Annotated in this window: 24 protein-coding genes; 17 read left to right on the plus strand and 7 right to left on the minus strand. The window is 66.1% G+C overall.

The genetic code is table 11. From position 1 onward, the window contains the following. The first annotated feature begins 81 nt into the window (after positions 1-81). Both ABIA70_RS10015 and ABIA70_RS10020 read left to right on the plus strand, forming a co-directional pair. Positions 82-1,251 carry an alkaline phosphatase family protein gene (locus ABIA70_RS10015; protein ID WP_354147805.1) on the plus strand — a complete coding sequence of 390 codons (1,170 nt, stop codon included), beginning with the start codon at positions 82-84 and terminating at the stop codon, positions 1,249-1,251. Then, the gene (locus ABIA70_RS10020) at positions 1,244-1,963 is read left to right on the plus strand and encodes a thymidine kinase (protein ID WP_354147460.1); all 720 of its coding nucleotides are present in this window, start codon (positions 1,244-1,246) and stop codon (positions 1,961-1,963) included. Before ABIA70_RS10015 ends, ABIA70_RS10020 begins: the two co-directional genes overlap by 8 nt. A gap of 4 nt (positions 1,964-1,967) precedes the next feature. Here ABIA70_RS10020 and sepH read toward each other — a convergent pair whose 3' ends face one another. Then, on the minus strand, positions 1,968-3,413 hold the full coding sequence (gene sepH / locus ABIA70_RS10025; protein WP_354147461.1) for a septation protein SepH: 1,446 nt from the start codon (positions 3,411-3,413) through the stop codon (positions 1,968-1,970). Between the two features lie 193 nt (positions 3,414-3,606). Here sepH and ABIA70_RS10030 point away from each other — a divergent pair, with 193 nt between their 5' ends. Beyond that, entirely contained in the window at positions 3,607-3,906 is a 300-nt protein-coding gene (locus ABIA70_RS10030; RefSeq protein ID WP_354147462.1) for a DUF4193 domain-containing protein, read from the plus strand. Positions 3,907-3,951: 45 nt separating this feature from the next. On the opposite strand, the gene ABIA70_RS10035 is transcribed toward ABIA70_RS10030, so the two are convergent. Next, positions 3,952-4,440, minus strand: coding sequence for a DUF3093 domain-containing protein (locus ABIA70_RS10035; protein WP_354147463.1), 489 nt, complete (start codon positions 4,438-4,440; stop codon positions 3,952-3,954). Between the two features lie 103 nt (positions 4,441-4,543). On the opposite strand from ABIA70_RS10035, the gene dut reads away from it, so the two are divergent. The 4 genes from dut to ABIA70_RS10055 all read left to right on the plus strand — a co-directional run bounded on the left by dut (position 4,544) and on the right by ABIA70_RS10055 (position 7,109). Beyond that, positions 4,544-5,086 carry a dUTP diphosphatase gene (gene dut, locus ABIA70_RS10040; RefSeq protein WP_354147464.1) on the plus strand — a complete coding sequence of 181 codons (543 nt, stop codon included), beginning with the start codon at positions 4,544-4,546 and terminating at the stop codon, positions 5,084-5,086. A gap of 106 nt (positions 5,087-5,192) precedes the next feature. Next, on the plus strand, positions 5,193-5,933 hold the full coding sequence (locus tag ABIA70_RS10045) for a DUF3710 domain-containing protein (RefSeq protein WP_354147465.1): 741 nt from the start codon (positions 5,193-5,195) through the stop codon (positions 5,931-5,933). Next, entirely contained in the window at positions 5,926-6,288 is a 363-nt protein-coding gene (locus ABIA70_RS10050; RefSeq protein ID WP_354147466.1) for a single stranded DNA-binding domain-containing protein, read from the plus strand. The genes ABIA70_RS10045 and ABIA70_RS10050 overlap by 8 nt, the downstream gene beginning before the upstream one ends. Further along, positions 6,285-7,109, plus strand: a complete 825-nt coding sequence (locus ABIA70_RS10055; RefSeq protein ID WP_354147467.1) for a DUF3159 domain-containing protein — start codon at positions 6,285-6,287, stop codon at positions 7,107-7,109. Before ABIA70_RS10050 ends, ABIA70_RS10055 begins: the two co-directional genes overlap by 4 nt. On the opposite strand, the gene ABIA70_RS10060 is transcribed toward ABIA70_RS10055, so the two are convergent. Together ABIA70_RS10060 and ABIA70_RS10065 are read right to left on the minus strand one after the other, a co-directional pair. Beyond that, positions 7,076-7,822 (minus strand): potassium channel family protein, encoded by a 747-nt coding sequence (locus tag ABIA70_RS10060; protein ID WP_354147468.1) that lies wholly within the window; start codon positions 7,820-7,822, stop codon positions 7,076-7,078. The two genes, ABIA70_RS10055 and ABIA70_RS10060, sit on opposite strands and share 34 nt — an antisense overlap. Further along, positions 7,822-8,493 (minus strand): potassium channel family protein, encoded by a 672-nt coding sequence (locus tag ABIA70_RS10065; RefSeq protein WP_354147469.1) that lies wholly within the window; start codon positions 8,491-8,493, stop codon positions 7,822-7,824. The genes ABIA70_RS10060 and ABIA70_RS10065 overlap by 1 nt, the downstream gene beginning before the upstream one ends. A 127-nt stretch (positions 8,494-8,620) precedes the next feature. Here ABIA70_RS10065 and ABIA70_RS10070 point away from each other — a divergent pair, with 127 nt between their 5' ends. The 8 genes from ABIA70_RS10070 to ABIA70_RS10105 all read left to right on the plus strand — a co-directional run bounded on the left by ABIA70_RS10070 (position 8,621) and on the right by ABIA70_RS10105 (position 20,249). Continuing rightward, positions 8,621-10,588 (plus strand): APC family permease, encoded by a 1,968-nt coding sequence (locus ABIA70_RS10070; RefSeq protein ID WP_354147806.1) that lies wholly within the window; start codon positions 8,621-8,623, stop codon positions 10,586-10,588. Then, positions 10,585-11,970: a class I SAM-dependent RNA methyltransferase gene (locus ABIA70_RS10075; protein WP_354147470.1), complete on the plus strand. Its 1,386-nt coding sequence runs from the start codon at positions 10,585-10,587 to the stop codon at positions 11,968-11,970. The genes ABIA70_RS10070 and ABIA70_RS10075 overlap by 4 nt, the downstream gene beginning before the upstream one ends. 165 nt (positions 11,971-12,135) lie before the next feature. After that, positions 12,136-14,946, plus strand: a complete 2,811-nt coding sequence (gene acnA, locus ABIA70_RS10080; protein WP_354147471.1) for an aconitate hydratase AcnA — start codon at positions 12,136-12,138, stop codon at positions 14,944-14,946. A 131-nt stretch (positions 14,947-15,077) separates the two neighbouring features. Then, on the plus strand, positions 15,078-17,051 hold the full coding sequence (gene dxs / locus ABIA70_RS10085) for a 1-deoxy-D-xylulose-5-phosphate synthase (RefSeq protein WP_354147472.1): 1,974 nt from the start codon (positions 15,078-15,080) through the stop codon (positions 17,049-17,051). Then, positions 17,048-17,665: a DUF402 domain-containing protein gene (locus ABIA70_RS10090; RefSeq protein WP_354147473.1), complete on the plus strand. Its 618-nt coding sequence runs from the start codon at positions 17,048-17,050 to the stop codon at positions 17,663-17,665. The genes dxs and ABIA70_RS10090 overlap by 4 nt, the downstream gene beginning before the upstream one ends. Further along, entirely contained in the window at positions 17,662-18,222 is a 561-nt protein-coding gene (locus ABIA70_RS10095) for a hypothetical protein (RefSeq protein ID WP_354147474.1), read from the plus strand. Before ABIA70_RS10090 ends, ABIA70_RS10095 begins: the two co-directional genes overlap by 4 nt. 9 nt (positions 18,223-18,231) lie before the next feature. Next, the gene (locus tag ABIA70_RS10100; protein WP_354147475.1) at positions 18,232-19,209 is read left to right on the plus strand and encodes an aldo/keto reductase; all 978 of its coding nucleotides are present in this window, start codon (positions 18,232-18,234) and stop codon (positions 19,207-19,209) included. A gap of 14 nt (positions 19,210-19,223) precedes the next feature. Next, on the plus strand, positions 19,224-20,249 hold the full coding sequence (locus tag ABIA70_RS10105) for a nucleoside hydrolase (RefSeq protein ID WP_354147476.1): 1,026 nt from the start codon (positions 19,224-19,226) through the stop codon (positions 20,247-20,249). Positions 20,250-20,259: 10 nt separating this feature from the next. Here the strand turns inward: ABIA70_RS10105 and ABIA70_RS10110 are convergent, their stop codons facing one another. Continuing rightward, positions 20,260-21,684 carry a mycothione reductase gene (locus ABIA70_RS10110; protein ID WP_354147477.1) on the minus strand — a complete coding sequence of 475 codons (1,425 nt, stop codon included), beginning with the start codon at positions 21,682-21,684 and terminating at the stop codon, positions 20,260-20,262. A 106-nt stretch (positions 21,685-21,790) separates the two neighbouring features. On the opposite strand from ABIA70_RS10110, the gene ABIA70_RS10115 reads away from it, so the two are divergent. Next, on the plus strand, positions 21,791-22,021 hold the full coding sequence (locus ABIA70_RS10115) for a hypothetical protein (protein ID WP_354147478.1): 231 nt from the start codon (positions 21,791-21,793) through the stop codon (positions 22,019-22,021). A 239-nt stretch (positions 22,022-22,260) separates the two neighbouring features. Continuing rightward, entirely contained in the window at positions 22,261-23,079 is an 819-nt protein-coding gene (locus ABIA70_RS10120; RefSeq protein ID WP_354147479.1) for a DUF2382 domain-containing protein, read from the plus strand. Positions 23,080-23,403: 324 nt separating this feature from the next. Here the strand turns inward: ABIA70_RS10120 and ABIA70_RS10125 are convergent, their stop codons facing one another. Then, entirely contained in the window at positions 23,404-25,569 is a 2,166-nt protein-coding gene (locus ABIA70_RS10125; protein WP_354147480.1) for a 3-hydroxyacyl-CoA dehydrogenase NAD-binding domain-containing protein, read from the minus strand. Further along, complete coding sequence (locus ABIA70_RS10130) at positions 25,566-26,867, minus strand: thiolase family protein (protein WP_354147481.1); 1,302 nt, start codon at positions 26,865-26,867, stop codon at positions 25,566-25,568. Before ABIA70_RS10130 ends, ABIA70_RS10125 begins: the two co-directional genes overlap by 4 nt. Positions 26,868-26,962 lie beyond the last annotated feature (95 nt).

The following is a 26,962-nucleotide window of genomic DNA, read 5'->3' on the forward strand; positions in this document are numbered from 1 at the left end:
ACACTCGCCTCAGCCGCCGCTGCAGCCTCCGCAGGCGTCGCAGGTGGCGGCGCAGTCCCAGCCACGGCTGAACCGCAAAGCATGCCGCCCGCGCCCGCCTTCGGCCGGCGGTCCGTCGCCGAGGTGCTGACCAGCGCGGCGGCAAGCCTGGGAGCGGAAGGGTTCACCAATACGCTGGGCCTTCCGCCGGCGTCGCGCGTGTGCGTTGTCCTGGCTGACGGCCTGGGCCGGAACATGCTGAAACAAAAGTCCGCCCACACACCTTTCCTCCGCTCGGTAATGCAGGCAGGCCAGGCGGAAATCCCGGTGTGGCTGGACTCCACTTTTCCCTCGACCACTGCCTCTGCCCTCACGAGTTTCGGCACCGGCCTCGCACCGGGCCAGCATGGGCTGGTGGGTTACGACGTCCTGGACCCGGAGCAGGACAAAGTGGTCAACATGCTGGGCAACTGGGATGCCGGCGTGGACCCGGCCACGTGGCAGCCTTTTCCCACGGTCTTCGAACAGGCAGCCCGCAGCCTTGATGTGATCACCGTCAGCCTGCCCCAGTTCGGCGACTCCCCCATGACACGGGCAGCCCTCCGCGGCGGACGCTTCGTATCCGGTACGACGTCCCATGCCCGCACTGCTGCCGCCGCCGAAGCCATGGCCACCGCCGGACCCTCCCTGATGTACTTCTATGTCAACGAACTGGACAAGGCCGGCCACCGTTACGGCTGCCAGTCCGAGCAGTGGGAGCACCAGCTGGAGGAGCTTGATTCAACCGTCAAGCGGCTCAACGCCTCCCTTCCCGCAGGAACCACAGTGCTCCTGACCGCGGACCACGGGATGCTCGACGTTCCCGAACAGCAGCGCATTGACTACGCCGCGGACCCGTCGCTCATTGACGGCGTGCGGCACACAGCGGGGGAGCCCCGGATGGTTCATCTGTACCTGGAGGCCGGCGCCGATGCCGCCGCCCGGCAACGCCTGCTTGAGTCCTGGCGTGCGCGCTTCGGTGACAGGATCTGGGCATTTACCCGGGAGAACGCTATCGCAGCGGGACTGTTCGGGGAAGTCCGCCCGGCCGTCGCGCCGCGGATCGGCGACATCATGATCGCCGCCCGCGACGCCCTGGCCTTCTACGACACCCGCCGGGTAAGGCCCGCGGCCATGGAGGTAGTGGGTCAGCACGGCTCCCTGACCAAAGCCGAACGCGAAGTTCCCCTGCTGTTCTTTGCGGCCGAAGGCAGGCGTTCGGTCCGTGGCTGAGCTGCTGTTTTTCTCCGGCACCATGGACTGCGGCAAATCAACCCTCGCCCTGCAGATGGATTACAACCACCGGGCCAGGGGCAGGGGCGGTGTCCGGTTCAGCCGCAACGACCGCGCCGGGGGGTCCAGGATTTCGAGCCGCCTGGGCCTGGAGACCGATGCCGTGGAGGTCCTGGATACTACAGACTTCTGGGACGAAGTGGTCAGCCGGCGCACTCAAGGCAAGCGCGTTGACTACCTGATCTGCGACGAAGCCCAGTTCTACTCGCCCGCCCAGGTGGAGCAGCTGGCCCGGGTGGTTGACGAGATGGAGGTGGACGTTTTTGCCTTCGGCATCACGGCTGACTTCCGCGCCCGGCTGTTTCCCGGTTCCCAGCGGCTGATCGAACTCGCTGACCGGGTGCAGGTGCTCCAGGTCGAGGCGCTGTGCTGGTGCGGGCGCCGGGCCACCCAGAACGCGCGCACGGTCGACGGCGTGATGGTCATGGAAGGCGCCCAGGTGGTGGTGGGCGATGTGGAAATGGGCACGGGCCATGCCTCCGCCGGCACTGATGGCCAGACGCCAGTAGTGGGCTATGAAACGCTCTGCCGCCGGCACTACATGCGCAGGGTCACCGCGCACGGCGCCAACATCATGGGCCGGCAGGACCCTTTGCTGCCCTTCGAGGTGGATGCGTGCTTGTGGCGCGGCTCAGGCGAAACCTCACTTTAGGAAGTCAGTCCCGCCTGGTTCCGAAGACGATCTCGTCCCAGCTGGGGACCGTGGACCGCTTCGGTTTTGCCGGCTGCCGTTCCGGCAGGTCGGCGTTGTGTTCATCGCGCTGATCGAACTCGCGATCGCCCGGACCCGCTGCATCGGCCGCCTTGCGTGGGCTTCCCCCGCCCAGGAGTTCGTCGAGGCCTACGCTGGGCGTCGGGTGGCGCGACCCGGCCGGCGGCTCGGAAGGTGACTCACGGCGCGGCTCGGACTGCGGGTTCGGCTTGGCTGAACGCAGCGGGGACGCCACGATGGTGATTTCCCGGGTGTCCGTACTGACGCCGTCGTGCAGTTTCAGTGCGTCGTCTTCGGCATCGCGGTGCGGCGGGATCAGGCTCAGGCGGGACAGCATTGACGGCCTGCCCTCGCGTTTGCGGGTGAGCGGATCCATCTGGGAAGGAGTTGCGGCCTCCGGCCCAGCGGCGTCCGAGGGAGGAGCTTCCCGGCCTTCCCCCTCCGGGTACTGCTGTTCCCGTTCTTCGCGCGGGCCGTTGTCCTGGGCGCCAGTGTCCCTTGATCCGGTTTCCAGCCCGGCAACTTCTGAGGGCCGCGGATGCGCTGCGGGCACGCCATGGGTCAGGAGCAGAGCCAGGGCGTCGTCGGCATCCTCGTCCACGCCGAGTCGCTGGCCGCGGCGTGACCGGAGCATGTCCAGAAGGCCGTCCGATTCCTTGCCCGCAGGGACTGCCTGCGGCCCTGTTGAGTTGCGGGCGGCTGCTTCTGCGTCAGTTTCAAAGTCAAAGGGCCGGTCCGATACGGCTGTGAGCCGGCGGGCAGGGACGGGACCGTCCATCGGCTCCAGCTCGCTGAGCTGCTGGGCCCAGCGGTTGGCGTTCTGCAGTGATTTGCGGGCCGGGCTGAAGGTCCACAACGCTGGCGGCTCCTCGCCGATCCCGGCGGTCCGGCCCTTATTGGCTTCAAAGCGGGCTGCAACGGTCCAGTTGCCGTCCTGGCGGCGCCATGAATCCCACTCCACGGTGGACGGTTCAATCCCGTAAGCCGAGAGCCGGTGGTTGACCATGTCCTGGAGCGAGGCCGGGTTGTCACCGAAAACCGAGCGGTAGGTGTCATGGGCAGGGGAGGGTGTGGCCACTTCGATCTTGCGGGCCTGCTGCGCTACGTATTCCCGTTCGGCGAGGACAGGGCCCTCGTAGCGCTCCACCTTGGCGAGGGGCAGCCCGGAACGTTCCGCAACCTCCGCCGCGGTGGCGCCGCTGCGGATCCGCGCCTGGATGTCCCGTGGGGACATGGCAATGGGCGCGGCAACGGCCGCGGTTTTCGCAGGAGGCCGGCTGGCCACCCGCAGTGCTTCGTCGATCGGCAGCTGGAACATCTCGCCGCCGGCGCCGCTCAACAGGAGATGCTCCCCGTCGTCGTGTACGCCTACAAGCCGTAGATCCTGCATACAAATCCTCCACCCTGGCATTACTATCAATCGAAACTCTGCCACCGACGGCTGCTCTTTTGCCTTAGGAGCAAGGGCGCGCCGCAATATTCCGGGACTTTCCCCTGCAATGGGGCACAAACGGCGCAGATCTGGCGTTATCAAGGGTGATACGCGCACGCGTTCGAGCGAATGGGAACGGAGTTATGCCGGGATGGCCACTGACTACGATGCGCCGCGGAAGTCCGAGGAAGACCTCAGCGAGGATTCGCTGGACGAGCTGAAAACCCGTCGTTCCGACAAACCGGCGGCGGTGCTGGAGGAGGACGAAAGTGACCTCGCCGCGGGCTTCGAGCTTCCCGGGGCAGACCTGTCCGGCGAGGAACTGGTGGTTCAGGTGGTTCCGCCGCGGCCAGACGAGTTCACGTGCTCTTCGTGTTTCCTGGTCCGGCACCGTTCCCAGATCGCCAGGGAAAAGGACGGCCACTTCTACTGCATCGAGTGCGAAGGCTGAACCGGCCAGGTCTACTTTCCGGCCAGTCCTACTTTCCGGCCAGGGCTACTTTCCGGAGAGGGCAGCGACGAGTTCCTCGGGCCGCCGGGAGGAGGCAAGCCAGTAGGGCGTACGGTCGGACGGGTCCGTGATTTCGATGCGGACCACGGGGTCGATCCAGCCCCGGATGCAGAGGTAGGCGAGGCCGTTCAGCTTGGTCCCCCGTTGGGCGGTGGCCTCTTTGCCGCGGAACGCCTCGACGCCCCCGATGTAACGGCGCTCGATGGTGGCCCGGCCAACGGTCAGGGCTTCAGGGGTCACCAGGATTGTGGGGGTCGACGTCAGGAGCATGGCAGCGATGACGGTGAACAGCACGCCTGCGGCGATATATCCTGCCGCCATGCTGATCGGGGCGAAGACCAGAATGCCGGCCCCGGAGATGCCGGCCGCGATGATCCAGATCCAGATGTTCGGCCACAGCCTCTCCCGGAAGACTGCCGGGGTGCCGGCTGGGGAGGCGCTGGGGACGGGTGCAGTGGAACTGGGATCGGGCATGGCAACAGCTTTCCATCTTTGCCCGGCTATTTCATCTTGGGTTCATCCGGGCGGACCGGTGAATCTAGGCCGGAACTGCGGCTGGGCGTTAGAGTGTGTGACTGTGACTGACGAACTTGCCACTGTTGAAACTGCTCCCGACGAGGCCCTGGCCGGCGCGGAACCGGATACTGCCGCCCCGTACGGTGCCCCCACGCTCCAGGTGCAGCTGAAAATGCTCGACGACGGCCTGGAGTTTCCGTCGTACGCCCACCCCGGCGACGCTGGAGCAGACCTGCGGGCCCGCGAGGACGTGGTGCTGCGCCCCGGCGAGCGGAAGCTGGTGCCCACCGGGGTTTCCATCGCCCTTCCGGACGGTTTCGTCGCCCTGATCCACCCCCGCTCGGGCCTCGCCACCAAGCATGGGCTGACGATCGTCAACGCCCCCGGCACGGTGGATGCGGGTTACCGCGGGGAAATTTCCGTGACCCTGCTCAATACTGACGCCCGGGACGCCATCGAACTGCGCCGCGGCGATAGAATTGCACAGATGGTGATCCAGCGGGTGGAGTACGCGCAGTTTGTCCCCGTCAGCGATCTCAGCGAGTCGGTTCGGGGAGCCGGCGGATTCGGATCAACCGGCGGCTTCACCTCACCCAACGCCTGACCTCGAGTTTTATTTTGGTGCCGGCCCAACGTTGGTTGCCCGCCGCGGCGAAGACAACCGGCGGGCCCGGCCGCCAGGCATTTTCACAACTAAGGAGACAGACCCCATGGTTTTTGGGCTCGGCAGGAAATCCAAGAAGGACCAGGCAGCCGAACCGGAAGATGCCCAGGCCCCAGCGGAGTCGCCGGATTCCGCTGACGAGGCCCCGGCGGACACCGGGCGGAGGGCAACCGGGCCCTTCGATGTCTCTGAAATCTCCAGCAGGGACGGCTACGTTGACCTCGGAGCGTTGCTGATTGCACCGAGTGAGGGGCTCCAGCTTCGGCTTGAGGTGGAGGAAGCCACCCAGCGCGTGGTGGCTGTGACCATGGACCTCAACGGATCCAGCCTGCAGCTGCAGGCCTTTGCCGCCCCTAAGAGCGAAGGGCTCTGGGACGAAATCCGCGAGCAGATCGGCCAGTCCGTGGGAAGCCAGGGCGGACAGGTCGAAGAGATCCAGGGCGAATTCGGGTCCGAGCTGATCGCCAAGCTGCCCGCCGGCGCGGCGGACGGCAGCCAGGGTTACCGGGTGGCGCGGTTCATCGGCGTCGACGGTCCGCGCTGGTTCCTGCGCGGTGTCCTGGGCGGCGAAGCCGCCATGCAGCGTGAGGCGGCGGCTCCACTTGAAGCGCTGTTCCGCCAGATCGTGGTCATCAGGGGGGACAGCCCCATGCCGCCGCGCGATCTTCTTCAGCTGCGCCTGCCCAAGGACGCCACTGCCACCCCGCCCGCTGCTGCCCCGGAGGCGCCTGCCGCTCCGGAATTGAAGGAACCCGAGCGCGGGCCGGAAGTCACTCAGATTGGCTGATTCCCGCCCGGGTTCCGGCGGCCGGCCCGGGGGCGGGGCAGTACCTGTCAGCCTCCTTCCCGAACGGGGCCGGGTGGTATGTGACGGACACATCGAATCTGTCACGTACATGCCCGCAAACCAGAACGCGGCATTCACCGCCATCGTCACGGATCTTGACGTTCCGCACTCCGGCGGCAAGCCCGCACAAGGCGCAGGACGCCGTCTGCGGGTCGTGTGGCTGGGGCGACGCAGGGTGCCGGGCATCGAGGCCGGCACGGCGGTCCGCCTTGAGGGGATGCTGGCCCAAAGCCACGGGCTGCCCACCATGTTCAATCCACGCTACGAAATACTTTCCCGCCAGGAGCACGAATGACCTCGTCCCAGCCCGAGCCGTCCTCCCGGGCGGACCAGCCTCCCACCGGGCAAGTTCACCCCGGGCAAGCCAACCCGGCACAGGCCAAGCCGGCACAACCCGGCACAGGGCAGGCCCGCACAGAACCGCCGTCCATGGCAGGTCTTGCGGAGGGCTATGCAGCCCAGGCCGGCCTGCACCGGACCCACGACGGCCGGATCGATGTCCTCAAGACTGCCGGCGGATACCAGGGCATCGCCGAGAGCATTGTGCCCGGACTGGTATTCCTGGTCACGTTTACCCTCACCCGGGACCTGACCTTGTCGCTGGTGGCGGCCCTGGCCTCGGCGGCTGCGTTCACCGTGGTGCGCCTTATCCAGCGCCGTCCGCTGACCCAGGCCCTGGCCGGAGTGGTGGGCGTGGGCATCTCCGCCTGGCTCGCGAACACCACAGGCAAGGCGGAGGACTTCTATCTGCCGGGCTTTATTACCAACGCCGCCTACATTGTGGCCATGGTCATTTCGATCGCGATCAAGTGGCCCATCGCGGGACTCCTGTTCGGATTCATCCGCAATGAAGGGATGGACTGGCGCAAGGACCCCGCACGCCTGAAGGCCTACCGCCTGGGCACGTGGATCATCGTCGGTGTCCTGGTGCTTCGGCTGGTGGTCCAGGTTCCGCTGTACCTGATGGGAGCGGACGGCCTCGCTGCCCTTGCCACCACCAGGCTGATCATGGGTACCCCGCTGTACGTCCTGGGTGTCTGGATTGCGTGGCTGATCACACGGCCGGTTCCGTCCGCCGGTGATCAGCCTTCGAAGCCGTCGTCCTCCGGCGCCTGAGACCCGCCTGCCTGGACGGCTTCCTGCCGGGCCGGCTCCCCGGACGGCTCGGCTGACTCCGGCGACAACAGCCCGCGCAACTCATCCTCGGCCGCGATGGTGGTGACAAAGAAGAGTTCGTCGCCGCCGTCGATCACGTCGTCGCGGCTGGGTGTGATGGGCGCGTGGTCGCGAAGGATTGCCACCAGCGTGGAGTCCTCGGGCCAGTCGATGTCGCCCACTGTCAGGCCAATGACGTGGGAATCGTGCGGGACCGTGAACTCCACGAGCGAGGAGACCCCGGTCTGGAGTGTCAGCAGCCGGACCAGGTCCCCGATCTCCACCGCTTCCTCCACCAGTGCCGTCATCAGCTGCGGGGTGTTGACGGCAACGTCAACGCCCCAGGAGTCGTTGAACATCCAGTCGTTCTTGGGATTGTTGACCCGGCCAACCGTCCGGCCCACGCCGAACTCTGTCTTGGCCAGGAGCGAGACCACCAGGTTCACCTTGTCATCGCCCGTGGCGGAAACGACGACGTCGGCGTCCTCCACTTTCGCCCCCTGCAGGGTGCTGAGTTCGCAGGCGTCGCCGACCAGCCAGTGTGCGCCGCGCAGGCCGCTGCGTCCGATGACCTCAGGCTTAAGGTCGATCAGCAGGATCTCGTGTTTATGGGCCAGCAGTTCCCTGGCAATGGAGGACCCGACGCTTCCTGCGCCGACAATGACAACCTTCACTACGACTCCTTGGCAGGTGCTTTGGCCAGGATCTGGGCGACCTGGGAATTGCGTTCCACGGGCAGCATGGCATGGACCGTGTCACCGTCCTGGTATGACGTGGCGGCCTCGGGAAGCATGCCCTCGCCGAACCTGGTGAGGTAGGCCACCCGGATGTCGGCCGCTTTCTCGATCTCGCTGACCCGGTGGCCGATCCAGCCTGCGTCCAGATCCACTTCGGCCAGCACCAGCCGGCCGGACGGTTCGCGGAAGTCGCCGGCGAGGTGCTGCTCGGGAAGGATACGGCGCAGGACCTGGTCAGCGCTCCAGCGGACGGCGGCAACGGTGGGGATGCCCAGCCGCTGATAGATCTCTGCACGGCCCGGATCGTAGATCCTTGCCACTACATGGGGGACGTGGAAGGTCTCGCGCGCCACCCGGGTGGCCAGGATGTTGGAGTTGTCGCCACTGGAAACTGCGGCGAACGCGTAGGCCTCGGCTACTCCGGCCTGCTGGAGGGTGTCACGGTCGAAACCTACCCCGGTGACTTTGCGCCCGGTGAAGCCTTGCCGAAGCCGGCGGAAAGCGCGGTCATCCTGGTCAATGATGGCCACGGAATGACCGGCGTCCTCAAGCGTGTGTGCCAGAGTCGCCCCCACCCGGCCACATCCCATGATCACGAAATGCGCCACCGTATCTCCTCCAGTTCCGTAGCCTGTTGCTGCTGCTAGAACTCTACCGGCATGGCCACGGTGGGAGCCGCGCGGGGGCCGTCATGACATAGGCCGGGAATCAGACTAGCTTTGTGGAGTGCTGACAATGCTGAATGCCGTAAAACGGGTGCTGGTGGGCAGGCCCTTCAGGAATGACAGGCTCGCCCACACACTGCTGCCCAAGCGGATCGCGCTTCCCGTTTTCGCCTCAGACGCACTGTCTTCCGTGGCCTACGCGCCGGATGAAATCCTGCTCACCCTGGCCCTGGCAGGGGTGAGCGCCGTGGCCTTCTCGCCGTGGGTGGGCCTGGCTGTCATGGTGGTGCTGCTGACAGTGGTGGCGTCCTACCGGCAGAACGTGCACGCCTACCCGTCCGGCGGGGGCGACTACGAGATCGCCAATGAAAACCTGGGCAAGTATGCGGGGCTGACTGTGGCCTCGGCACTCCTGGTGGACTACGTCCTGACGGTGGCGGTCTCCATGTCCTCGGCTGCCGCCTACCTCACCACGGCTGTTCCGTCCCTGCACGGCCAGCAAGCGCTTATCGCCACCATCGGCGTCGTCATCCTCGCACTGGTCAATCTCCGGGGAATCAAGGAGGCAGGCAGCGTCTTTGCCGTGCCCACTTACATTTTCATGGCCTCCATCCTTGGCATGACCGCGGTGGGGGTGTTCCAGGCCGCCACCGGGCAACTGGGTGAGGCGCCCTCTGCGGCCTTTACCATCGTGCCGGCGCCGGGCTTCGACGAAGGCCTGGTGGGCCTGGCGGGCGCTTTCCTGCTGCTGCGGGCCTTCTCCTCCGGCGCTGCTGCGCTGACCGGGGTGGAGGCCATCAGCAACGGTGTACCCAACTTCAAGGTGCCCAAAAGCAAGAACGCGGCCACAACACTGCTACTGCTCGGCGTCATCGGTGCCGCCATGCTTGCCGGCATCATCTACCTGGCGAACGCAACAAAGGTCCACATCGTCCTGGACCCGGCCACGGAGTTCCTCCTGAACGGCCTGCCCTTGCCCGAGGGATACATCCAGAGTCCGGCGATCAGCCAGATTGCGCAGACCATTTTCGGGCCGGGCTCGCTGCCGTTCTACATTGTGGTGGCCGCCACCGGGGTGATCCTCGTTTTTGCCTCCAACACAGCGTTCAACGGCTTCCCGGTGCTCGGATCCATCCTGGCCCAGGACGGCTACCTTCCCCGCCAGCTGCGGACCAGGGGCGACCGCCTGGCGTTCAGCAACGGCGTCCTGGCCCTCGCAGCCGGCGCCCTGGTCCTGATCCTCGCGTTCAACGCCGACGTCACCAAACTGATCCAGCTGTACATCGTGGGCGTCTTCATCTCCTTCACCGCGAGCCAGCTTGGCATGATCCGGCATTGGGGAAAGCAGCTCAAGCTGGCCAAGGACAAGGCCGTCCGGCGGAGGATGGTCAAATCCCGGACCATCAACAGCATCGGTTTCGGCATGACGGGCCTGGTGCTGGTGATCGTCCTGATCACCAAGTTCGAGCAGGGCGCCTGGATCGCCTTGCTGGCCATGCTCGCGCTGTTCCTGATCATGTGGAGCATCCGTGTGCACTACGACAACGTGGCCAAGGAGCTGGCCGTGGATGAGGATTCGTCGCCCCGCGCCCTGCCTTCCCGGGTCCACGCCGTCCTTCTGGTCTCCCACGTGCGCAAGCCCGTCCTCCGCGCCCTTGCGTACGCGCGGGCGTCCCGGCCATCGCGGCTGGACGCGATCACGGTGGACATCGACGCAGAGGAAACTGCCCACACCGTCGCTGACTGGGAAAAGCTCGAAATCCCGGTGCCGCTGACGGTGCTCGCGAGTCCTTACCGTGAGACCGTCACGCCCATCATGGAATACGTGAAGAACATGCGCCGCGATTCCCCCCGGGACCTGGTGGTGGTTTACATCCCCGAGTACGTGGTGGGCAAGTGGTGGGAGCAGCTGGTCCACAACCAGACGGCGCTGCGCATCAAGACCCGGCTGCATTTTGAGCCCGGCGTGATGGTGGCCAGTGTCCCGTGGCAGCTCAAATCGTCCGAAGAAGCAAAGAACCTGCAGGATATAAGATGACCCCCGAAACCCGGACCCCGTCCACAACCGCCACAGCAGCCCCCACCGAGCTGGTCCTCGACGTCGGGCCCGTGGCCCACGGCGGCCACTGCGTAGCCCGCCATGAAGGCCGGGTGATCTTTGTCCGGCACGGCATTCCCGGAGAGAAGGTCCGGGTCCGCCTGACGGACGCGGGGGACTCCGCCAAGTTCTGGCGTGCCGACGTCGTGGAGGTGCTCGAAGCTTCGCCGGACAGGACCGAGCACTTCTGGCATGTTGCGGACTCGGGCCGGTCCTGGAGCCACGGCCATCCGCCCGTGGGCGGGGCCGAATTCGGCCACATCTCCCTGGCCCGCCAGCGCGCACTCAAAGCGGCGGTACTCGCCGAGCAGCTCCAGCGGCTCGCCGCCGTCGGACTCTCTCCCGACGTGGAAGCGGTGGGCGGGTCTCCAGCACCGGGGCCGGAGGCAACGTACGACGCCGGCACCGGCCTCGGGTGGCGGACCCGGGCCAGCTTCTCGGTCACCACGGCCGGAAAACCGGGCATGCACGCCCACCGGTCAGAGCAGATCATCCCCGTCCGGGAGATGCCGCTGGCCGTGGACGGCATCAACCGGCTGCGCTTATGGGACATTGACCTTCAGGGCATCGAGCGCGTGGAAGTGGCGGCGCCGTCGAACGGCTCGCGTCCCCTGGTCCTGCTCGCCCCGGCCCCCGGAACAAGAGCCAAGCGGCTCAGCGCCGTCGCGTCACAGTTCCCGGACGATGTTTCCGTGGCCGCCTTCGACCCCCTCACCGAGGAGGTCCAGCAGTTGCGCGGCCGCATCTGGGTCCAGGAATCCGCAGCCGGCCACGAGTACCGCGTCACCGGCGCCGGTTTCTGGCAGATCCACCGCGACGCGCCCGGGACGCTTGTGGGGGCGGTCACAGAATTCCTGCACGACGGCGGCTTCCTGGCGGCCGGCTCCGTGGTGGCTGACCTCTACGCCGGCGCCGGGCTGTTCACTGCCGTGCTGGCGGACGCGGTGGGGGAGACAGGCTCGGTGCTGTCCATTGAGGGTGCCCCGGGAAGCAGCCGGGACGCCCGCAAAAACCTTCACGGAGCGCCGCAGGTGGAGATCGTGCAGGGCCGCGTGGAGCGTGTCCTCCGCCAGAAGCCGCGGAACTTTGACGCCCTCGTGCTGGATCCGCCGCGGGCGGGAGCCGGCAAGGCAGTAGTCAGCCAGCTGGTCGCGGCCGGGCCCCGGGCCATTGCCTACGTTTCCTGCGACCCGGCCTCCTTTGCCCGGGACGTGGGGTACTTCCAGCAGGAGGGGTGGTCCCTGGCGGGGCTGCGCGCCTTCGATCTCTATCCGCACACGCACCACCTTGAGACGGTCGCATTGCTGACCCCGGGCCGCTGACACGGGAACTATTTCGACTACTATTGGCGGAGTAATCCCACGTCGCGCCCCGTATTTCGCGGCCGGCCTCCTGCAACTTTCTTGGGCCAGTCTTATTAGGCCTGCCTAACTAGCAAGCGGTCTACCGCGCGACAAAGATGAAACTGTTGCGAGAGGAGTCCTGCGATGAGCACTGTGGACAGCTTCGGTTCAAAAGGCAAACTTAATGTAGCCGGAACCGAATACGAAATTTTCCGGTTGAACTCCGTTGAAGGTGCAGAAAACCTTCCGTTCAGCCTCAAGGTATTGCTTGAAAACCTGTTGAGGACCGAGGACGGCGCGAACATCACTGCCGATCACGTCCGCGCCTTGGCTGGCTGGGATCCTGATGCCCAGCCCGATACAGAAATCCAGTTCACGCCTGCACGCGTGATCATGCAGGACTTCACCGGCGTACCCTGCGTGGTTGACCTGGCGACAATGCGTGAAGCGGTCAAGGAACTTGGCGGAGACCCCAAGCGGGTCAACCCCCTTGCTCCTGCGGAAATGGTCATTGACCACTCCGTGCAGATCGACGCTTTCGGTAACTCCGGCGCACTGGAGCGCAACATGGAGATCGAATACCAGCGGAACGGGGAGCGCTACCAGTTCCTCCGCTGGGGCCAGACCGCGTTTGATGACTTCAAGGTTGTCCCCCCGGGAACCGGCATTGTGCACCAGGTGAACATTGAATACCTGGCACGTACGGTCATGACCCGCGAGGTTGATGGCGTTTTGCGCGCCTACCCGGACACCTGCGTTGGCACCGACTCGCACACCACCATGGTCAACGGCCTGGGTGTCCTGGGCTGGGGCGTCGGCGGCATCGAAGCCGAAGCGGCCATGCTCGGACAGCCTGTTTCCATGCTGATCCCGCGCGTTGTCGGTTTCAAGCTGACCGGGTCCATCCCGGCCGGCGCGACCGCCACCGACGTTGTCCTGACCATCACCGAGCAGCTTCGCAAGCACGGTGTGGTGGGCAAGTTCGTCGAGTTCTACGGCGAAGGCGTCGCGGCTGTGCCGCTCGCAAACCGCGCCACCATTGGCAACATGAGCCCCGAATTCGGCTCCACTGCCGCAATGTTCCCGATCGACGACGTCACATTGGACTACTTGCGCCTCACCGGCCGCTCGGACCAGAACGTGGCACTCGTCGAGGCCTACGCCAAGGAACAGGGCCTCTGGCACGATCCTTCGCATGAGATCAGGTTCTCCGAGTACCTCGAACTGGACCTGTCCACGGTTGTTCCCTCCATCTCCGGCCCGAAGCGTCCCCAGGACCGCATTGAGCTGACCGATGCCAAGGAGCAGTTCCGCAAGGACATCCACAACTACGTCGCCATCGAAGACGGCAGCGTGGACGAGTCCCTGGACGAATCCTTCCCGGCCTCGGACGCGCCGTCCTTCACGCACGCCGACTCGCACACCACCGAGACCAGCCGTGTTGAGTCCGCCGCGAACGGCGCCAGCGGACGCCCGAGCAGCCCGGTCCACATCAAGACCGAGGACGGCCGCGAGTTCGAACTGGACCACGGAGCGGTTTCCATCGCCTCGATCACGTCCTGCACCAACACCTCCAACCCGTCCGTGATGCTCGCCGCAGCACTGCTGGCACGCAACGCCGTGGACAAGGGCCTGACGTCCAAGCCGTGGGTCAAGACCTCCGTGGCCCCGGGCTCCAAGGTTGTCACCGACTACTACGAGAAGTCGGGCCTGACACCGTACCTGGAGAAGCTGGGCTTCTACATCGTCGGCTATGGCTGCGCCACCTGCATCGGCAACTCCGGCCCGCTGGACGCCGAGATTTCAGAGGCCATCCAGGCCAACGACCTCTCCGTCACCGCAGTGCTCTCCGGTAACCGCAACTTCGAAGGCCGCATCAACCCGGACGTGAAGATGAACTACCTGGCCTCGCCGCCGCTGGTCATCGCCTACGCCCTGGCCGGTTCCATGGACTTCGATTTCGACACCGACGCCCTGGGCAAGGACGAAGCAGGCAACGACGTCTTCCTCAAGGACATCTGGCCGAACCCGGTGGAGGTCCAGCAGGTCATCGATTCCTCGATCGACAAGGACATGTTTGCCCGCGGCTACGAGGGAGTCTTCGACGGCGACGCCCGCTGGAAGGCGCTCGACACCCCCGCCGGCGACACCTTCGCCTGGGATCCGAACTCCACATACGTCCGGAAGCCCCCGTACTTCGAAGGCATGAAGGCCACGCCGGAGCCGGTCACCGACATCACCGGGGCACGCGTCCTGCTGAAGCTGGGCGACTCGGTCACCACCGACCACATCTCCCCGGCCGGTTCCTTCAAGTCCGACACCCCGGCCGGCCAGTACCTGCTGGCCAACGGTGTGGAGCGCAAGGACTTCAACTCCTACGGCTCGCGCCGTGGCAACCACGAAGTCATGATCCGCGGCACTTTCGCGAACATCCGCATCAAGAACCAGATCCTGGACGGCGTCGAGGGTGGCTTCACCCGCGACTTCACCCAGGCTGACGGTCCGCAGGCATTCGTCTACGACGCCGCGCAGAACTACCAGGCAGCCGGCACCCCGCTGGTGGTCCTGGCCGGCAAGGAATACGGCTCCGGCTCGTCCCGTGACTGGGCAGCCAAGGGAACCGCGCTCCTGGGCGTGAAGGCAGTCGTCGCCGAAAGCTACGAGCGCATCCACCGCTCCAACCTGATCGGCATGGGTGTCCTGCCCCTGCAGTACCCGGCCGGCGAATCCGCCGCCACCCTGGGACTGACCGGCACCGAGACCTTCGCCGTTGAGGGCGTGACTGCCCTGAACGAGGGCACCACCCCCAAGACGCTGAAGGTCACCGCCACAGCCGAAGACGGCTCCGCCAAGTCCTTCGATGCGGTACTCCGCATCGATACGCCGGGCGAAGCCGACTACTACCGCAACGGCGGCATCCTGCAGTACGTCCTGCGCCAGATCTCCGCTAACTAGCAGAAATCTGAACCCACGCAGTACCTGAAGACGAAGCCCCGGCCGGTCACCGACCTGCCGGGGCTTCGGCTTTGCATTTCAGTCGAGGCGTTAGAGTTAATAGGCACGTCTACCACCTGAAGGAGGGGCCATTGGGAATCTTGGACACCATCCGGAACCCGCAGGACCTGAACGAGCTGTCTCCGGAGCAGCTCGAAGAGCTTGCCGCTGAGGTCAGGAGTTTCCTGATCACCAACGTCTCCCAGACCGGTGGACACCTCGGTCCCAACCTCGGCGTTGTGGAACTTACCCTTGCCGTGCACCGCATCTTCGATTCGCCCCGTGACAGCATCGTCTTCGACACCGGCCACCAGTCCTACGTCCACAAACTCCTTACGGGCCGCCAGGACTTCAGCACGCTGCGCCAGCAGGGCGGCATGTCCGGCTACCCCTCCCGCTCCGAGTCCGAGCACGACATCGTGGAAAGCTCGCACGCATCCTCGTCCCTGTCCTGGGCCGACGGAATCTCCCGGGCGCGTCAGCTCACCGGCGAAGGCGACCGCTACGTCGTCGCGATCGTGGGGGACGGTGCCCTGACCGGGGGCATGGCCTGGGAAGCCATCAACAACATCGCAGCCGACAAACGGCGGCGCGTGGTGATCGTGGTCAACGACAACGGCCGCTCCTATGCGCCCACCGTGGGAGGCTTCGCCGATTACCTGGCGTCGTTGCGGCCCACCATTGACTCCTTCCGTGCGGCGCCGGCCTATGAGGGCACCCTGGACTGGTGGAAGAAGAAGCTCCAGAACGGCGGCCCCGTGGGCCAGTTCACCTACCGGAGCCTGCATGCCATGAAGAAGGGCATCAAGGACTGGTGGGCCCCGCAGGGCATGTTCGAGGACCTCGGCATGAAGTACATCGGCCCGGTGGACGGCCACAACCTCCAGGCCATGGAGCATGCCCTGTCCACGGCCCGGAACTACGCCGGTCCCGTGATCGTGCACGCCATGACAGAAAAGGGGCACGGCTACGCCCCGGCCAGGGCCCACGAGGCAGACCAGTTCCACGCCGTCGGCATCATCGATCCTGAAACGGGTGAGCCCACGGGAGCCTCCGGAGCCCAGTCCTGGACATCCGTGTTCGCGGACGAGATAGCGGCAATTTCCGATGAACGCCCCGACATCGTGGGTATCACCGGCGCCATGCTGATCCCCGTGGGCCTGCATAAATTCGCCGCAAAGCATCCGGACCGCGTGATCGACGTCGGAATTGCCGAGCAGCACGCCCTCACCTCCGCGGCCGGCATGGCTTTCGGCGGCCTCCACCCCGTGGTGGCCGTTTATGCCACGTTCCTGAACCGAGCCTTCGACCAGCTCCTGATGGACGTGGCCCTGCACAAGGCCGGCGTCACCATTGTCCTGGACCGGGCAGGCGTCACCGGCCCGGACGGGGCCAGCCACCACGGCATGTGGGATATGGCCATGGTCCAGATCGTTCCGGGGCTTCATCTTGCCGCTCCCCGGGATGCGTCCCGGCTGCGCGAGGAACTGCGCGAGGCCGTGGCCATCGACGACGCTCCCACAGTGGTCCGCTTCTCCAAAGGAACCGTGGGCGCCGAAGTCGAAGCCATCGAACGGCTGGCCGACGGCGTGGACGTGCTGGCCCGCAGGCCGGCCGGATCCACCGAAAACGACGTCCTGATCGTCAGCGTGGGAGCCATGTCCGAACTCGCACTGGACGTCTCCAACCGCCTGGGTGCCCAAGGCATCAGCACCACCGTGGTGGACCCCCGCTGGGTGCTGCCCGTGCGCCGGTCCATCATTGCCCTCGCCTCCCACCACCGTCTGGTCGTCTGCATCGAGGACGGCGTCAGGGCCGGGGGTGTGGGTTCCCGGATCCGGCAGGAAATGCGCGCGGCCGGGGTGGACACCGCGCTGAACGAGGTAGGCCTCCCGGCGGAGTTCCTGGACCACGGCACCCGGAGCCAGGTCATGGAGCGGGTTGGGTTGACGGCGCAGCAGATAACGCACGACGTCGTCGCACAGGTTCTGGGGACAAAAGTCCCCTTCGCGCGTCCCTTGCCGGGCCAGGCCCACCCCACCACCGGCAGTCTTCCGATTCTGTGAGGGAAGAAGACGCACTGAAGTATCCGGGCGGCCTCGGGGAAAGCGGCCCGGCCATGCACACCAGCACCACGCGGGTTCCGTCCGCGCTGCAGCCCGGCCAGTTGGTGGTAGCCCGGAACAGGAAATGGAACGGAAAAGCCCACTGGGTGGTGCCCGGACGGTATCTTGGCGAAGACCGCCACGGCTGGTGGATCTTCCAGGGGACCAACGAGTTCTGCTCACGGCCCGGCGCTGCGTTCTACACCCGCTCGGACGCCGTGCTCCTGGTGCCGCGTTCCGGCGACTGGGTTGCCACGTTCTACGACGAAGCGCACCCTAACGGGGTCAGGGTCTACATAGACCTGGCAGTCGCCCACGAGTGGACGGATATCAGGCCTGCCGTCACAGAGTTCCATGTGATCGACATGGACCTGGACGTCATCCGCATGTCAGCCCGGGGTGTCTTCATCGACGACCAGGACGAATTCGCGGAGCACCGCGTCAGCATGAACTACCCGGACCGGCTGGTGGAGGATATCCAGGCCGCAGCCGATGAGCTTTATCAGGCCGTCAAGGCACAGCAGGCACCATTCGATGGGACAGATGTCGAATGGTTCACGAAGGGACGGTCATGAGCGGGATCATCAGGGTCTATAAACGGGACGACGAGGACGTGCTGCACTTCCGCGAAGGCTGGTTTGACGAGGACTACAGCCAGTTCGTGATGAACTACGGCGTCGTGGGCCACCAGAGCAAGACCGAAGAGACAGACGTTCCGGACGCGGCTGCCGCGGAGGGGCTGATGGACGCTTTCGCGGTCCAATGCGTCGAGGACGGCTACGCCGAACTCCCGGACGAGGAGCAGTTCTGGGTGGTTGCCCAGTTCGCCCTCAAGACCAGGGAGGGCACGGACCGGGACCGCTACCTGGAGGAAAAAGCGAAGGATGCGCTCATCAGCCACCTGGCGTGGCGCGGCCTTGGCACCGTTGAACGCTCGGAATTCACCGACTACAAGCTGAACATCTTTTGCCTCTGCCCCGAGGTGAACAAAGCAGTCAACGCCATCAAGGTCTGCGCCCGCGGCGAAGACCTGGATTTCACCAAGCTGACCATTGGTGCTGCTCCGTTCAGCGAGCCCGGGAACTTCAAGCTCAAGTACTCCGCGAAGCCCGGCAACAGCTTCAGCCTTTAGGGGAAAGCCATGACTGAATACCGGCGCCTGGGCAACTCGGGACTCAGCGTCTCCGTGGTGGGTCTCGGCTGCAACAATCTGGGCCGCGCCAATACAGCGACCGAATCCCAGGCGGGGACAGACGCCGTCGTGCATGCCGCCCTGGACGCAGGCGTGACCCTGTTCGACGTCGCGGACAACTACGGGCGCGAGCCAGGTCTCAGTGAAGCGATGCTGGGCAAGGCCCTGGCAGGCAGGCGGGACCAGGCCGTGGTGGCCACCAAGTTCGGGATGAACGTTCGTGGCGCCAACGGTCCTGACTACGGTGCCAGGGGGTCCCGGCGTTACATTATCCGTGCGGCGGAGGCCTCGCTCCGCCGGCTGGGCACAGACTGGATCGACCTCTACCAGTTCCACACCCCGGACCCGCTGACCCCCATCGAGGAGACGCTCAGCGCCCTCGATGACCTCGTTACCAGCGGCAAGGTCCGCTACATCGGGCACTCAAACCGTGCGGGCTGGCAGATAGCCGAGGCCGAGTTTGTGGCCAGGGCCGCTGGAAAGACGCGGTTCATCTCCAGCCAGAGCCACTACAACCTCCTGGACAGGCGGGCCGAACTGGAGGTCACCCCTGCGGCGGAGGCCTATGGCCTGGGCGTCCTGCCGTACTTCCCGCTCGCGAACGGGCTCCTGACGGGCAAGTACTCTCCGGGCACGGCGCCCGCAGGGTCCAGGCTGAGCCATACCCGCACCCAGATGGTCCACGACGCCGACTGGGGCCAGCTCGAACGGTTCACTGCCTTCGCCGCAGAACGCGGCCTGAGTGAGATCCAGGTGGCTTTCTCGTGGCTCGCGGCCCAGCCGGCCGTCAGCAGCGTGATCGCCGGAGCCACCCGGCCCGAACAGATCCGCCAGAACGCGGAGGCCGTTGCCTGGGTGCCCTCGCCCGGGGACCTTGCCGAGCTCGATGACATCTTTCCCAAGGTCCCCAAAGTCGCCCTCTTCTAAACGTGGCCTCGGCAATGACCAGGATGCTGGTGGACGTGGACACCGGGATCGACGACGCCCTCGCGCTGGCCTACCTGGCATCGCGAACGGACGTGGAGTTTGTGGCGGTAACGGCATCACCGGGGAACGTGGATGCCCGGCAGGTGGCAACCAACACCCTGGCCCTTCTGGAGCTCTGCGGCCGGCGCAACGTGGAGGTCGCGGTCGGCGCGGAGGTGCCGCTGGCCATCCCGCTGGTCGTCTCGCCGGAGACCCACGGACCGCAGGGGATCGGGCACGCGGTCCTGCCCCCGCCGTCCGGCACGGTGTCGCCGCGACATGCCGCGGACATCTGGGTGGAGGCTGCCAGGGCACACCCCGGGGAGCTGACGGCGCTGATCACGGCGCCACTGACCAACTTTGCCCTGGCCATCAGGCGTGAACCCCGGCTGCCGGAGCTCCTGCGCAAGGTGGTCATCATGGGCGGCAGCTTCTTCCACCAGGGAAACACCACTCCGACGGCGGAGTGGAACACCCATGTCGATCCGCAGGCAGCCAAGGAAGTCTATGCGGCCTTCAGCGGCCTGCCGGAGGACCGGCTGCCGATTGTGTGTTCGCTGGACACCACCGAACGGATGGAGATGCGGCCCGAGCACGTGCGCCGCCTTGCAGCCGAGGCCGGGTGTGCCGTGGAGGAGCTGGTGCTGCCGGAGCAGCCGGAGGGGCTCAGGAGCACGTCAGAGAACCCGCTGGTGCGCCACCTGTCCGATGCCGTGCGGTTCTATTTTGAGTTCCACCGGCTCTACAACCAGGGATATCTGGCGCATGTGCATGACTATTTCGCGGCAGGTGTTGCCGCAGGGACGCTGGATTGCAGTACCCGGCTGGCCACTGTGGACGTGGAGGTGGACTCTCCGCTGCTGATGGGCACCACCGTCGCGGACTTCCGTGACCTGTGGGGCAAACCGCCCAACGCCAGGATCGTCACTGACAATTATCCGGCAGCAGCGTTCGACGAGCTGGTGGCATCCATAGGGGGACTGGCACGCCGGATAGGCTAAGGCACCTGCGCTACAACGGCGCGTCCCTTGGGCAGTCCACGTCCAGGGCCAGCAGGGCGTTCTCCACCACTTCGGTCAGCGCCGGGTGAATCCAGAACGGTCCCCGGGCCAGTGCGGACACGGGCGTTGGGATGGCCATCGCCTGGACCAGCGGCTGGATCAGGAGGGAGGCCTCATGACCCATGATGTGGGCCCCCAGCAGGCTGCCAGTGGCCTTATCGGCGACCAGCTTGACGATGCCCTCGGAGTCCTCCATTGCCCAGCCGTATGCCGTGCTGCCGTACTCCTGGACTGCCACTGCAATGTCGCCCTCGTTGACGGCTGCGGCCCGGGCCTCCTTCTCGGTCAGCCCCACCGCGGCAATCTGGGGATCGCTGAAGACCGCAAACGGTACGGCGGTGTAGTCCATGCCACGCAGTCTGCCGGGATGTTCGAGGTTGTGGGCCACCACGCGGGCCTCCCGGTTGGCAACATGCTTCAGCTGGTAGCGGTTGGCGATGTCTCCCAGGGCATAGACGCCTTCGAGCGGCTTGCCGCCGGAGAGAATCCGCAGCCGGGCGTCGACGGAGAGCGTTTTGTCAGGGTCCAGGTCGAAGCCCGCTGCTTCAACATCCAACCGGTCGGTGTTGGGCACCCGTCCGGTGGCCATCAGCACGATGTCCGTCTCAAGACGCAGCTGCTCGCCGCCGTCGTCGTCGAACACTGCTGTGACCCGGCCGTTCCCGTTGTCCTCCACAGCCCGCAGCGAGAAGCCAAGCTCCAGCTTCCAGCGGCGCGCTGCTGCCTCTGCGAAGCGCCGGGAAATCTCCTCGTCGTTGTTGCGGAGGAGGCGCTGTGAGCGGTTGACCTGGACCACCTCGGAGCCGAAGCCGTGGAAGATAGCGGCGAACTCCGCGGCGATGTAACCACCGCCGACCACCACAACCTGCCGCGGCGGGCCGTCGATCCGCATGACGGTGTCAGAGGTGTGGACCTGGGGGAGGTCCATGCCCGGGACGTCCGGCAACGCCGGTCGGGAACCGGCGGCCACCACAACCTGGCTGGCCGTGATCTGGATTCCGGACTCCGTCCGCAGGGAGCGGGGGCCGGTGAAACGCACAAATTCCTGGTACAGCTCCACGTTGTCCAGTTCCTCGGCCCGGTAGCGGCGCCCGCTCTCTGAGATGGCATCGATGCGGCCGAAGATGCGGTCTCGGATCGCGTTCCACCGGACCCTCTCCAGCGTCATCTCCACGCCCAGACGTGACGCTTCGGCGGGAACGGCCGCAAGCCCCGCCGGGTAGACGAACATCTTGGTCGGGATGCATCCGACATTCACGCACGTCCCGCCGAAGACGCCGCCGTCGATCAGTGCCACCCGCTTTTCGTCCCAGAACGGGGTGATCAGCGAGTTGCCGGAACCGGAACCGATGATGGCGAGATCGTAATGGGGCATGGTTCATGGTACGGCCGGGCTGCCTTCCACAGCACTCCGGCTTTTGCGGTCAAGTCCTGCCCGGCATGGTCTTCCCGACGGGCCGCTCCGGTGGGACGATGCCATTATGAGCGAGAACCACACTGAGACCCCGCGGGACTCGGGCCCGCACCAGCACGCGCACGCGGCACCAACCACGCAGCAGATCCGGACCGTCGGCCAGCGCCGCCGGGAAGCGGAAGAGAAGCTGGAGCACCACCTGGAAGAAGCGCGCCACAAGATCGAACACCATCACGATACCGCCCCCGGGACCACCGCCGGCCCGGCAGCCGACTCGACCGCCGCCAGCGACAAGTAAGGCGTAACACCTCCGCCTTTGGTGTGCCGTTCCGTCATGCCCTTGGGCCGACCCTCTGATTGCGTCCTTTGATTGCGTCGTCCGCGGATCACACCGTGCCGGAGTGCAGGGAGATCAGGCCATCTGCGAAATAATTGATAAGTATGCTTGCCAAGTTGATACTAAGCATGCTTAGGATGGTGCCCGGGGGATGAGCAATCCATCAAAGCCAAGCAATGCATCGAAGCCAAGGAGGCACCATGCTCGCCAAGGAACACATCGACGACCTGCTGAACAAGCGCGGAGACGTCCTGTCCGCCGACGGAAACAAGATCGGTTCCATCGGAGAGGTCTACGCCGATGACGACAATGGCCAGCCCACGTGGGTCACGGTCAGGACCGGCCTGTTCGGCACCTCGGAGTCATTCGTGCCGCTGGAGGCTGCCAGGATTGAAGGTAACGACCTCGTGGTTCCCTACAGCAAGGACCAGATCAAGGACGCTCCCCGCGTTGACACTGACGGCCACCTGGAACCGACCGAAGAGGACCGGCTCTACAAGCATTACGAGCTCGGCAGTAACCGGACCTACTCGGAGGCCCGCGAAGGCACCGACGCCGATTTTGCCGCCACCGGCCGGGCGGGCACGTACGACACCGACAACGCCCATGGCACTGTTGGCCGGGACACGTCCGGACCCACCACTGATGACGCCATGACCCGCTCGGAGGAGCGCGTGAACATTGGCACGGAACGGGAAGCCACCGGGCGCGTGCGTCTGCGCAAGTACGTCACCACCGAGAACGTCACCAAGACGGTGCCCGTACAGCGCGAGGAAGTCAGGCTGGAACGCGAACCGATCACTGACGCCAACCGCGGCAACGCAATGTCCGGTCCGGAGCTCAGCGATGAGGAGCACGAGGTCACCCTGCACGAAGAGCGGCCGGTAGTGGAGAAGGAAACCGTTCCGGTGGAGCGGGTCCGGCTCGGCAAGGAGACCGTTACCGACGACGTCACCGTCGATGAGCAGGTCCGCAAGGAACGCATCGAGACCGACGGGATCGACGACACCCGTCGGTAGGCAAATCTCGATCCACGGGGATAACTGCTAAACGAAGGGCCGGGGGGGGGGGGGGGGGGGGACCCCCCCCCCCCCCCCCCCGCGGGGGGGGGGGGGGGGGCCCGGGGGGGGGGGGGGCGGGGCGGGGGGGGGGGGGGGGCCGCGGGGGGGGGGGGGGGGCGGGGCGGCGGCGGCCCGGCCGCCGGGGGGTGGTCCACAACCCCCCCCCCCCCCCCCCCCCCCCCGGGGGGGGGGGGGGGGGCGCCCCCCCCCCCCCCCCCCCCGGCCCCTTTGTTGGCCCGTGCCGTCCCGGAGACGTCTCGCGCACCCCGGGACAGTGCGCTCCTAGACCGTGACGGACCTGGACGCGACGCCCGGAGCCTGGAAGCGCCTGCCGTTGACCCGCTCCGACGCCCCAACCCTGTCCAGGTAGGGTGTGATGCCGCCCAGGAACATGGGCCAGCCCGCACCGAGGATCATGCAGAGGTCGATGTCCTCGGGGCCGGCCACCACGCCTTCGTCCAGCATCAGTCCGATCTCCCCGGCCAGGGCATCCTGCACCCGCCGCAGAACTTCCTCGCCGGTGGACGGTGACGTGCCGAAGGACAGCAGCGAGAGGGTTGACTCCGGGATCTCCTGGCTGCCCCCTGCGCCGGGCGCCCAGATGGACTTCACGCCATTGTCAATGAGCTTCTGCAGGTTGGCAGAGACCGGGAAGCGCTCACCGAAGGCGGCGTGCAGGGATTCCTGGACGTGCTGGGCCACCGGAAGGCCCACCATGGCGCCCAGGGTGAACGGGGTCATGGGCAGGCCCATGGGGCGGAGCGCGTTATCGGCCACCTCTGCGGGGGTGCCTTCGTCAAAGGCCGCGATCACTTCGCCCATCAGCCGCAGCAGGATCCTGTTGACCACAAAGGCAGGTGCGTCCTTGACGAGGACCGCCGTCTTTTTCAGCCCCTTCGCGAGCTCGAACGCCGTGGCAAGCACGGCGTCGTCGGTCCTGGGTGCGCGCACAATTTCCAGCAGCGGCATCACGGCCACCGGGTTGAAGAAGTGGAAGCCCACCAGCCGTTCCGGGTGTACGAGGTCTTCGGCCATCGCTGTGACGGACAGCGAGGACGTGTTGGTGGCGAGGATGCACTCCGGCGAAACAATGGCTTCAACTTCGGCGAAGACGAGCTTCTTGACGTTAAGTTCTTCGAAAACGGCCTCGATGACGAAGTCCGCGTCCGCGAAGGCCTCCTTGGATACGGAACCGGAAACCAGCGCCCTGGTGCGGTTGGCTGCATCCTGGCTGATCCGTTTCTTGCCCAGGAGCTTGTCCACCTCGGCATGGACGTAGCCCACTCCCTTGTCCACCCGGGCCTGGTCAATGTCCGTCATGACCACCGGGACCTTGAGCTGGCGGGCGAACAGCAAGGCCAGTTGGCTGGCCATCAGTCCGGCGCCCACCACGCCTACTTTGGTGACAGGGCGGGCCAGTTTCCGGTCAGGCGCGCCGGCCGGCCGCTTGGACCGCTTCTGCACCAGGTCCAGGAAGGCGTACACGGTGGCATGGAACTCATCGGTCTGCATCAGCCCCGCGAGCGTCTCGCACTCAAGGGCGGCGGACCCGGACTGCGTCATGGTGCGGTTGGCTTCAAGAATATCCAGGACCTTGGCCGGCGCCGGGGACGCGTTGGAGGTCTTGGCTTCCACCAGGGCGCGGCCTGCCGCTACCGCCGCGCTCCAGCGCTCCGCTACTGCGGGGAGGGAAGGGTCGACGGCGTTCGCCCGCTCCGGGACTGTCTCACCCGTGATGACCTTGGCAGCCCAGGCGAGGGACTGCTCAAGGAAGTCGGCCGGCTCGAACAGGGCGTCGGCGATGCCGAGCTGGAAAGCCTCCGGACCGCTGAGGGTCCGGTTGTTGCTGAGGGGGTTCCCGATCATCACCTTGACCGCGTTTTCCGGCCCGATCAGCCGCGGCAGGATGTAGACGCCGCCCCAGCCGGGAACCAGGCCGAGGGCGGCCTCCGGCAGCGCCAACGCGCCGGCTGCCGTGGAGACCGTGCGGTAGGTGGACTGCAGGGCAATCTCCAGGCCGCCGCCAAGCGCCACCCCATTGATGAAGGCGAAGCTGGGGACGCCCAGGTTGGCAAGCGTGCCGTACACCTCATGCCCCAGCTGGGCCATCCACAGCCCCTGGTCCCGTGTCTTGAGCGACTTGACCGAGGACAGGTCAGCCCCTGCCACGAGGAAGTAGGGTTTGCCGGTCACACCTGCGGCCACGATCTCGCCGCGGGCGGCCCGTTCCTTGAGGCCCTCCAGGACGGTGCCGAGTTCGATCAGGGTGTTGGGCCCCAGAGTGGTGGGCTTGGTGTGGTCGAAGCCGTTGTCCAGGGTGACCAGCGCGAAGACGCCTGGGCTGGGCTTGCCGGGGGTTGCCGGCAACTGGATGTCCTGGACGTAGGAGTGCGTCACCCTTTCGTCGGGAAAGAGTTCGGCAAGCTTGGTGAAATCGGCGGCGCTCATGCTGCGGCTCCCTCAGTGGTTGCGTCCGTGGTTGCTTCGTCTGCGCTGGCGCCGCCCGGGGTGGTGACGGTGCCGCTGTAGTCTGCGTGGTGCGGGTTTTCCCAAATGACGGTGGCTCCCATGCCGAGGCCGATGCACATGGTGGTGATCCCGTAGCGGACGGACGGATCCTCTTCAAACTGGCGGGCCAGCTGGTTCATCAGCCTGACGCCCGACGAAGCGAGCGGATGCCCTACGGCGATGGCACCGCCGTAGCGGTTGACGCGGGGATCGTCGTCGGAAATTCCAAAGTGGTCCAGGAAGCTGAGCACCTGCACGGCGAAGGCTTCATTGATTTCGAAAAGCCCGATGTCCCCGATGGCGAGTCCGGCGTTCTTCAAAGCCTTTTCAGTGGCGGGCACGGGGCCGATTCCCATCACTTCCGGTTCGACGCCGGCGTAGGCGTAGCTGACAAGCCGCATTTTTACCGGCAGGCCCAGTTCCGCGGCGGCTTCGGAGGACGCCAGGACTGCGGCGGTGGCGCCGTCGTTCAGCCCGGCGGCATTGCCTGCAGTCACCCGGCCGTGAGCCCGGAACGGCGTGCGAAGGGCTGCGAGGTCCTCAAGGGTGGTGCCGGGCCGGGGCGGCTCGTCAACGCTGTTCAGCGTCCAGCCCTGCCCCGGCTTGAGGGTGGCCACGGGCACCAGATCGGGCTGGATCTGCCCGTTGCCGTATGCTGCCGCGAGCTTGTCCTGCGAGGCGACGGCGTAGGCATCCGTGCGTTCCTTGGTGATGGCCGGAAAACGGTCGTGGAGGTTTTCGGCCGTATTGCCCATGTTCAGTGCGGCGGGGTCAACCAGCCCCTCCGACATGAACCGCGGGTTGGGATCGGCGCCGGATCCCATTGGGTGGTTGCCCATGTGTTCCACTCCGCCGGCAATCACGACGTCGTAGGCGCCGAAACCGATGCCGCTCGCCGTCGTCGTAACTGCGGTCATGGCGCCGGCGCACATGCGGTCAATCGCGAACCCCGGCACGGTGCGGGGGAGTCCTGCCAGGAGGGCGGCCGTCCGGCCCAGGGTCAGGCCCTGATCGCCGGTCTGGGTGGTGGCGGCCACTGCCACTTCGTCGATCCGTTCGGCCGGCAGGGTGGGGTTGCGTCGCAACAGCTCGCGGATGCACTTGACCATGAGGTCGTCGGCGCGGGTTCCGGCATAAATGCCCTTGTCGCCGGCCCGGCCGAAGGGTGTGCGGACGCCGTCAACAAATACGACATCCCGGACAGTGCGCGGTGATCCGCTGCTTCCGTGGTGGCTCACGTATTACTCCTCATCGAGACATGGGCGCCGGTCAGAAGCCAGGGGCAGTGACAGGCGGCAGTGCTCACTATGTTACTCGCCAGTAACTTAGTGTG

Source organism: Arthrobacter sp. 754 (assembly GCF_040548695.1).
Taxonomy (GTDB): domain Bacteria; phylum Actinomycetota; class Actinomycetes; order Actinomycetales; family Micrococcaceae; genus Arthrobacter.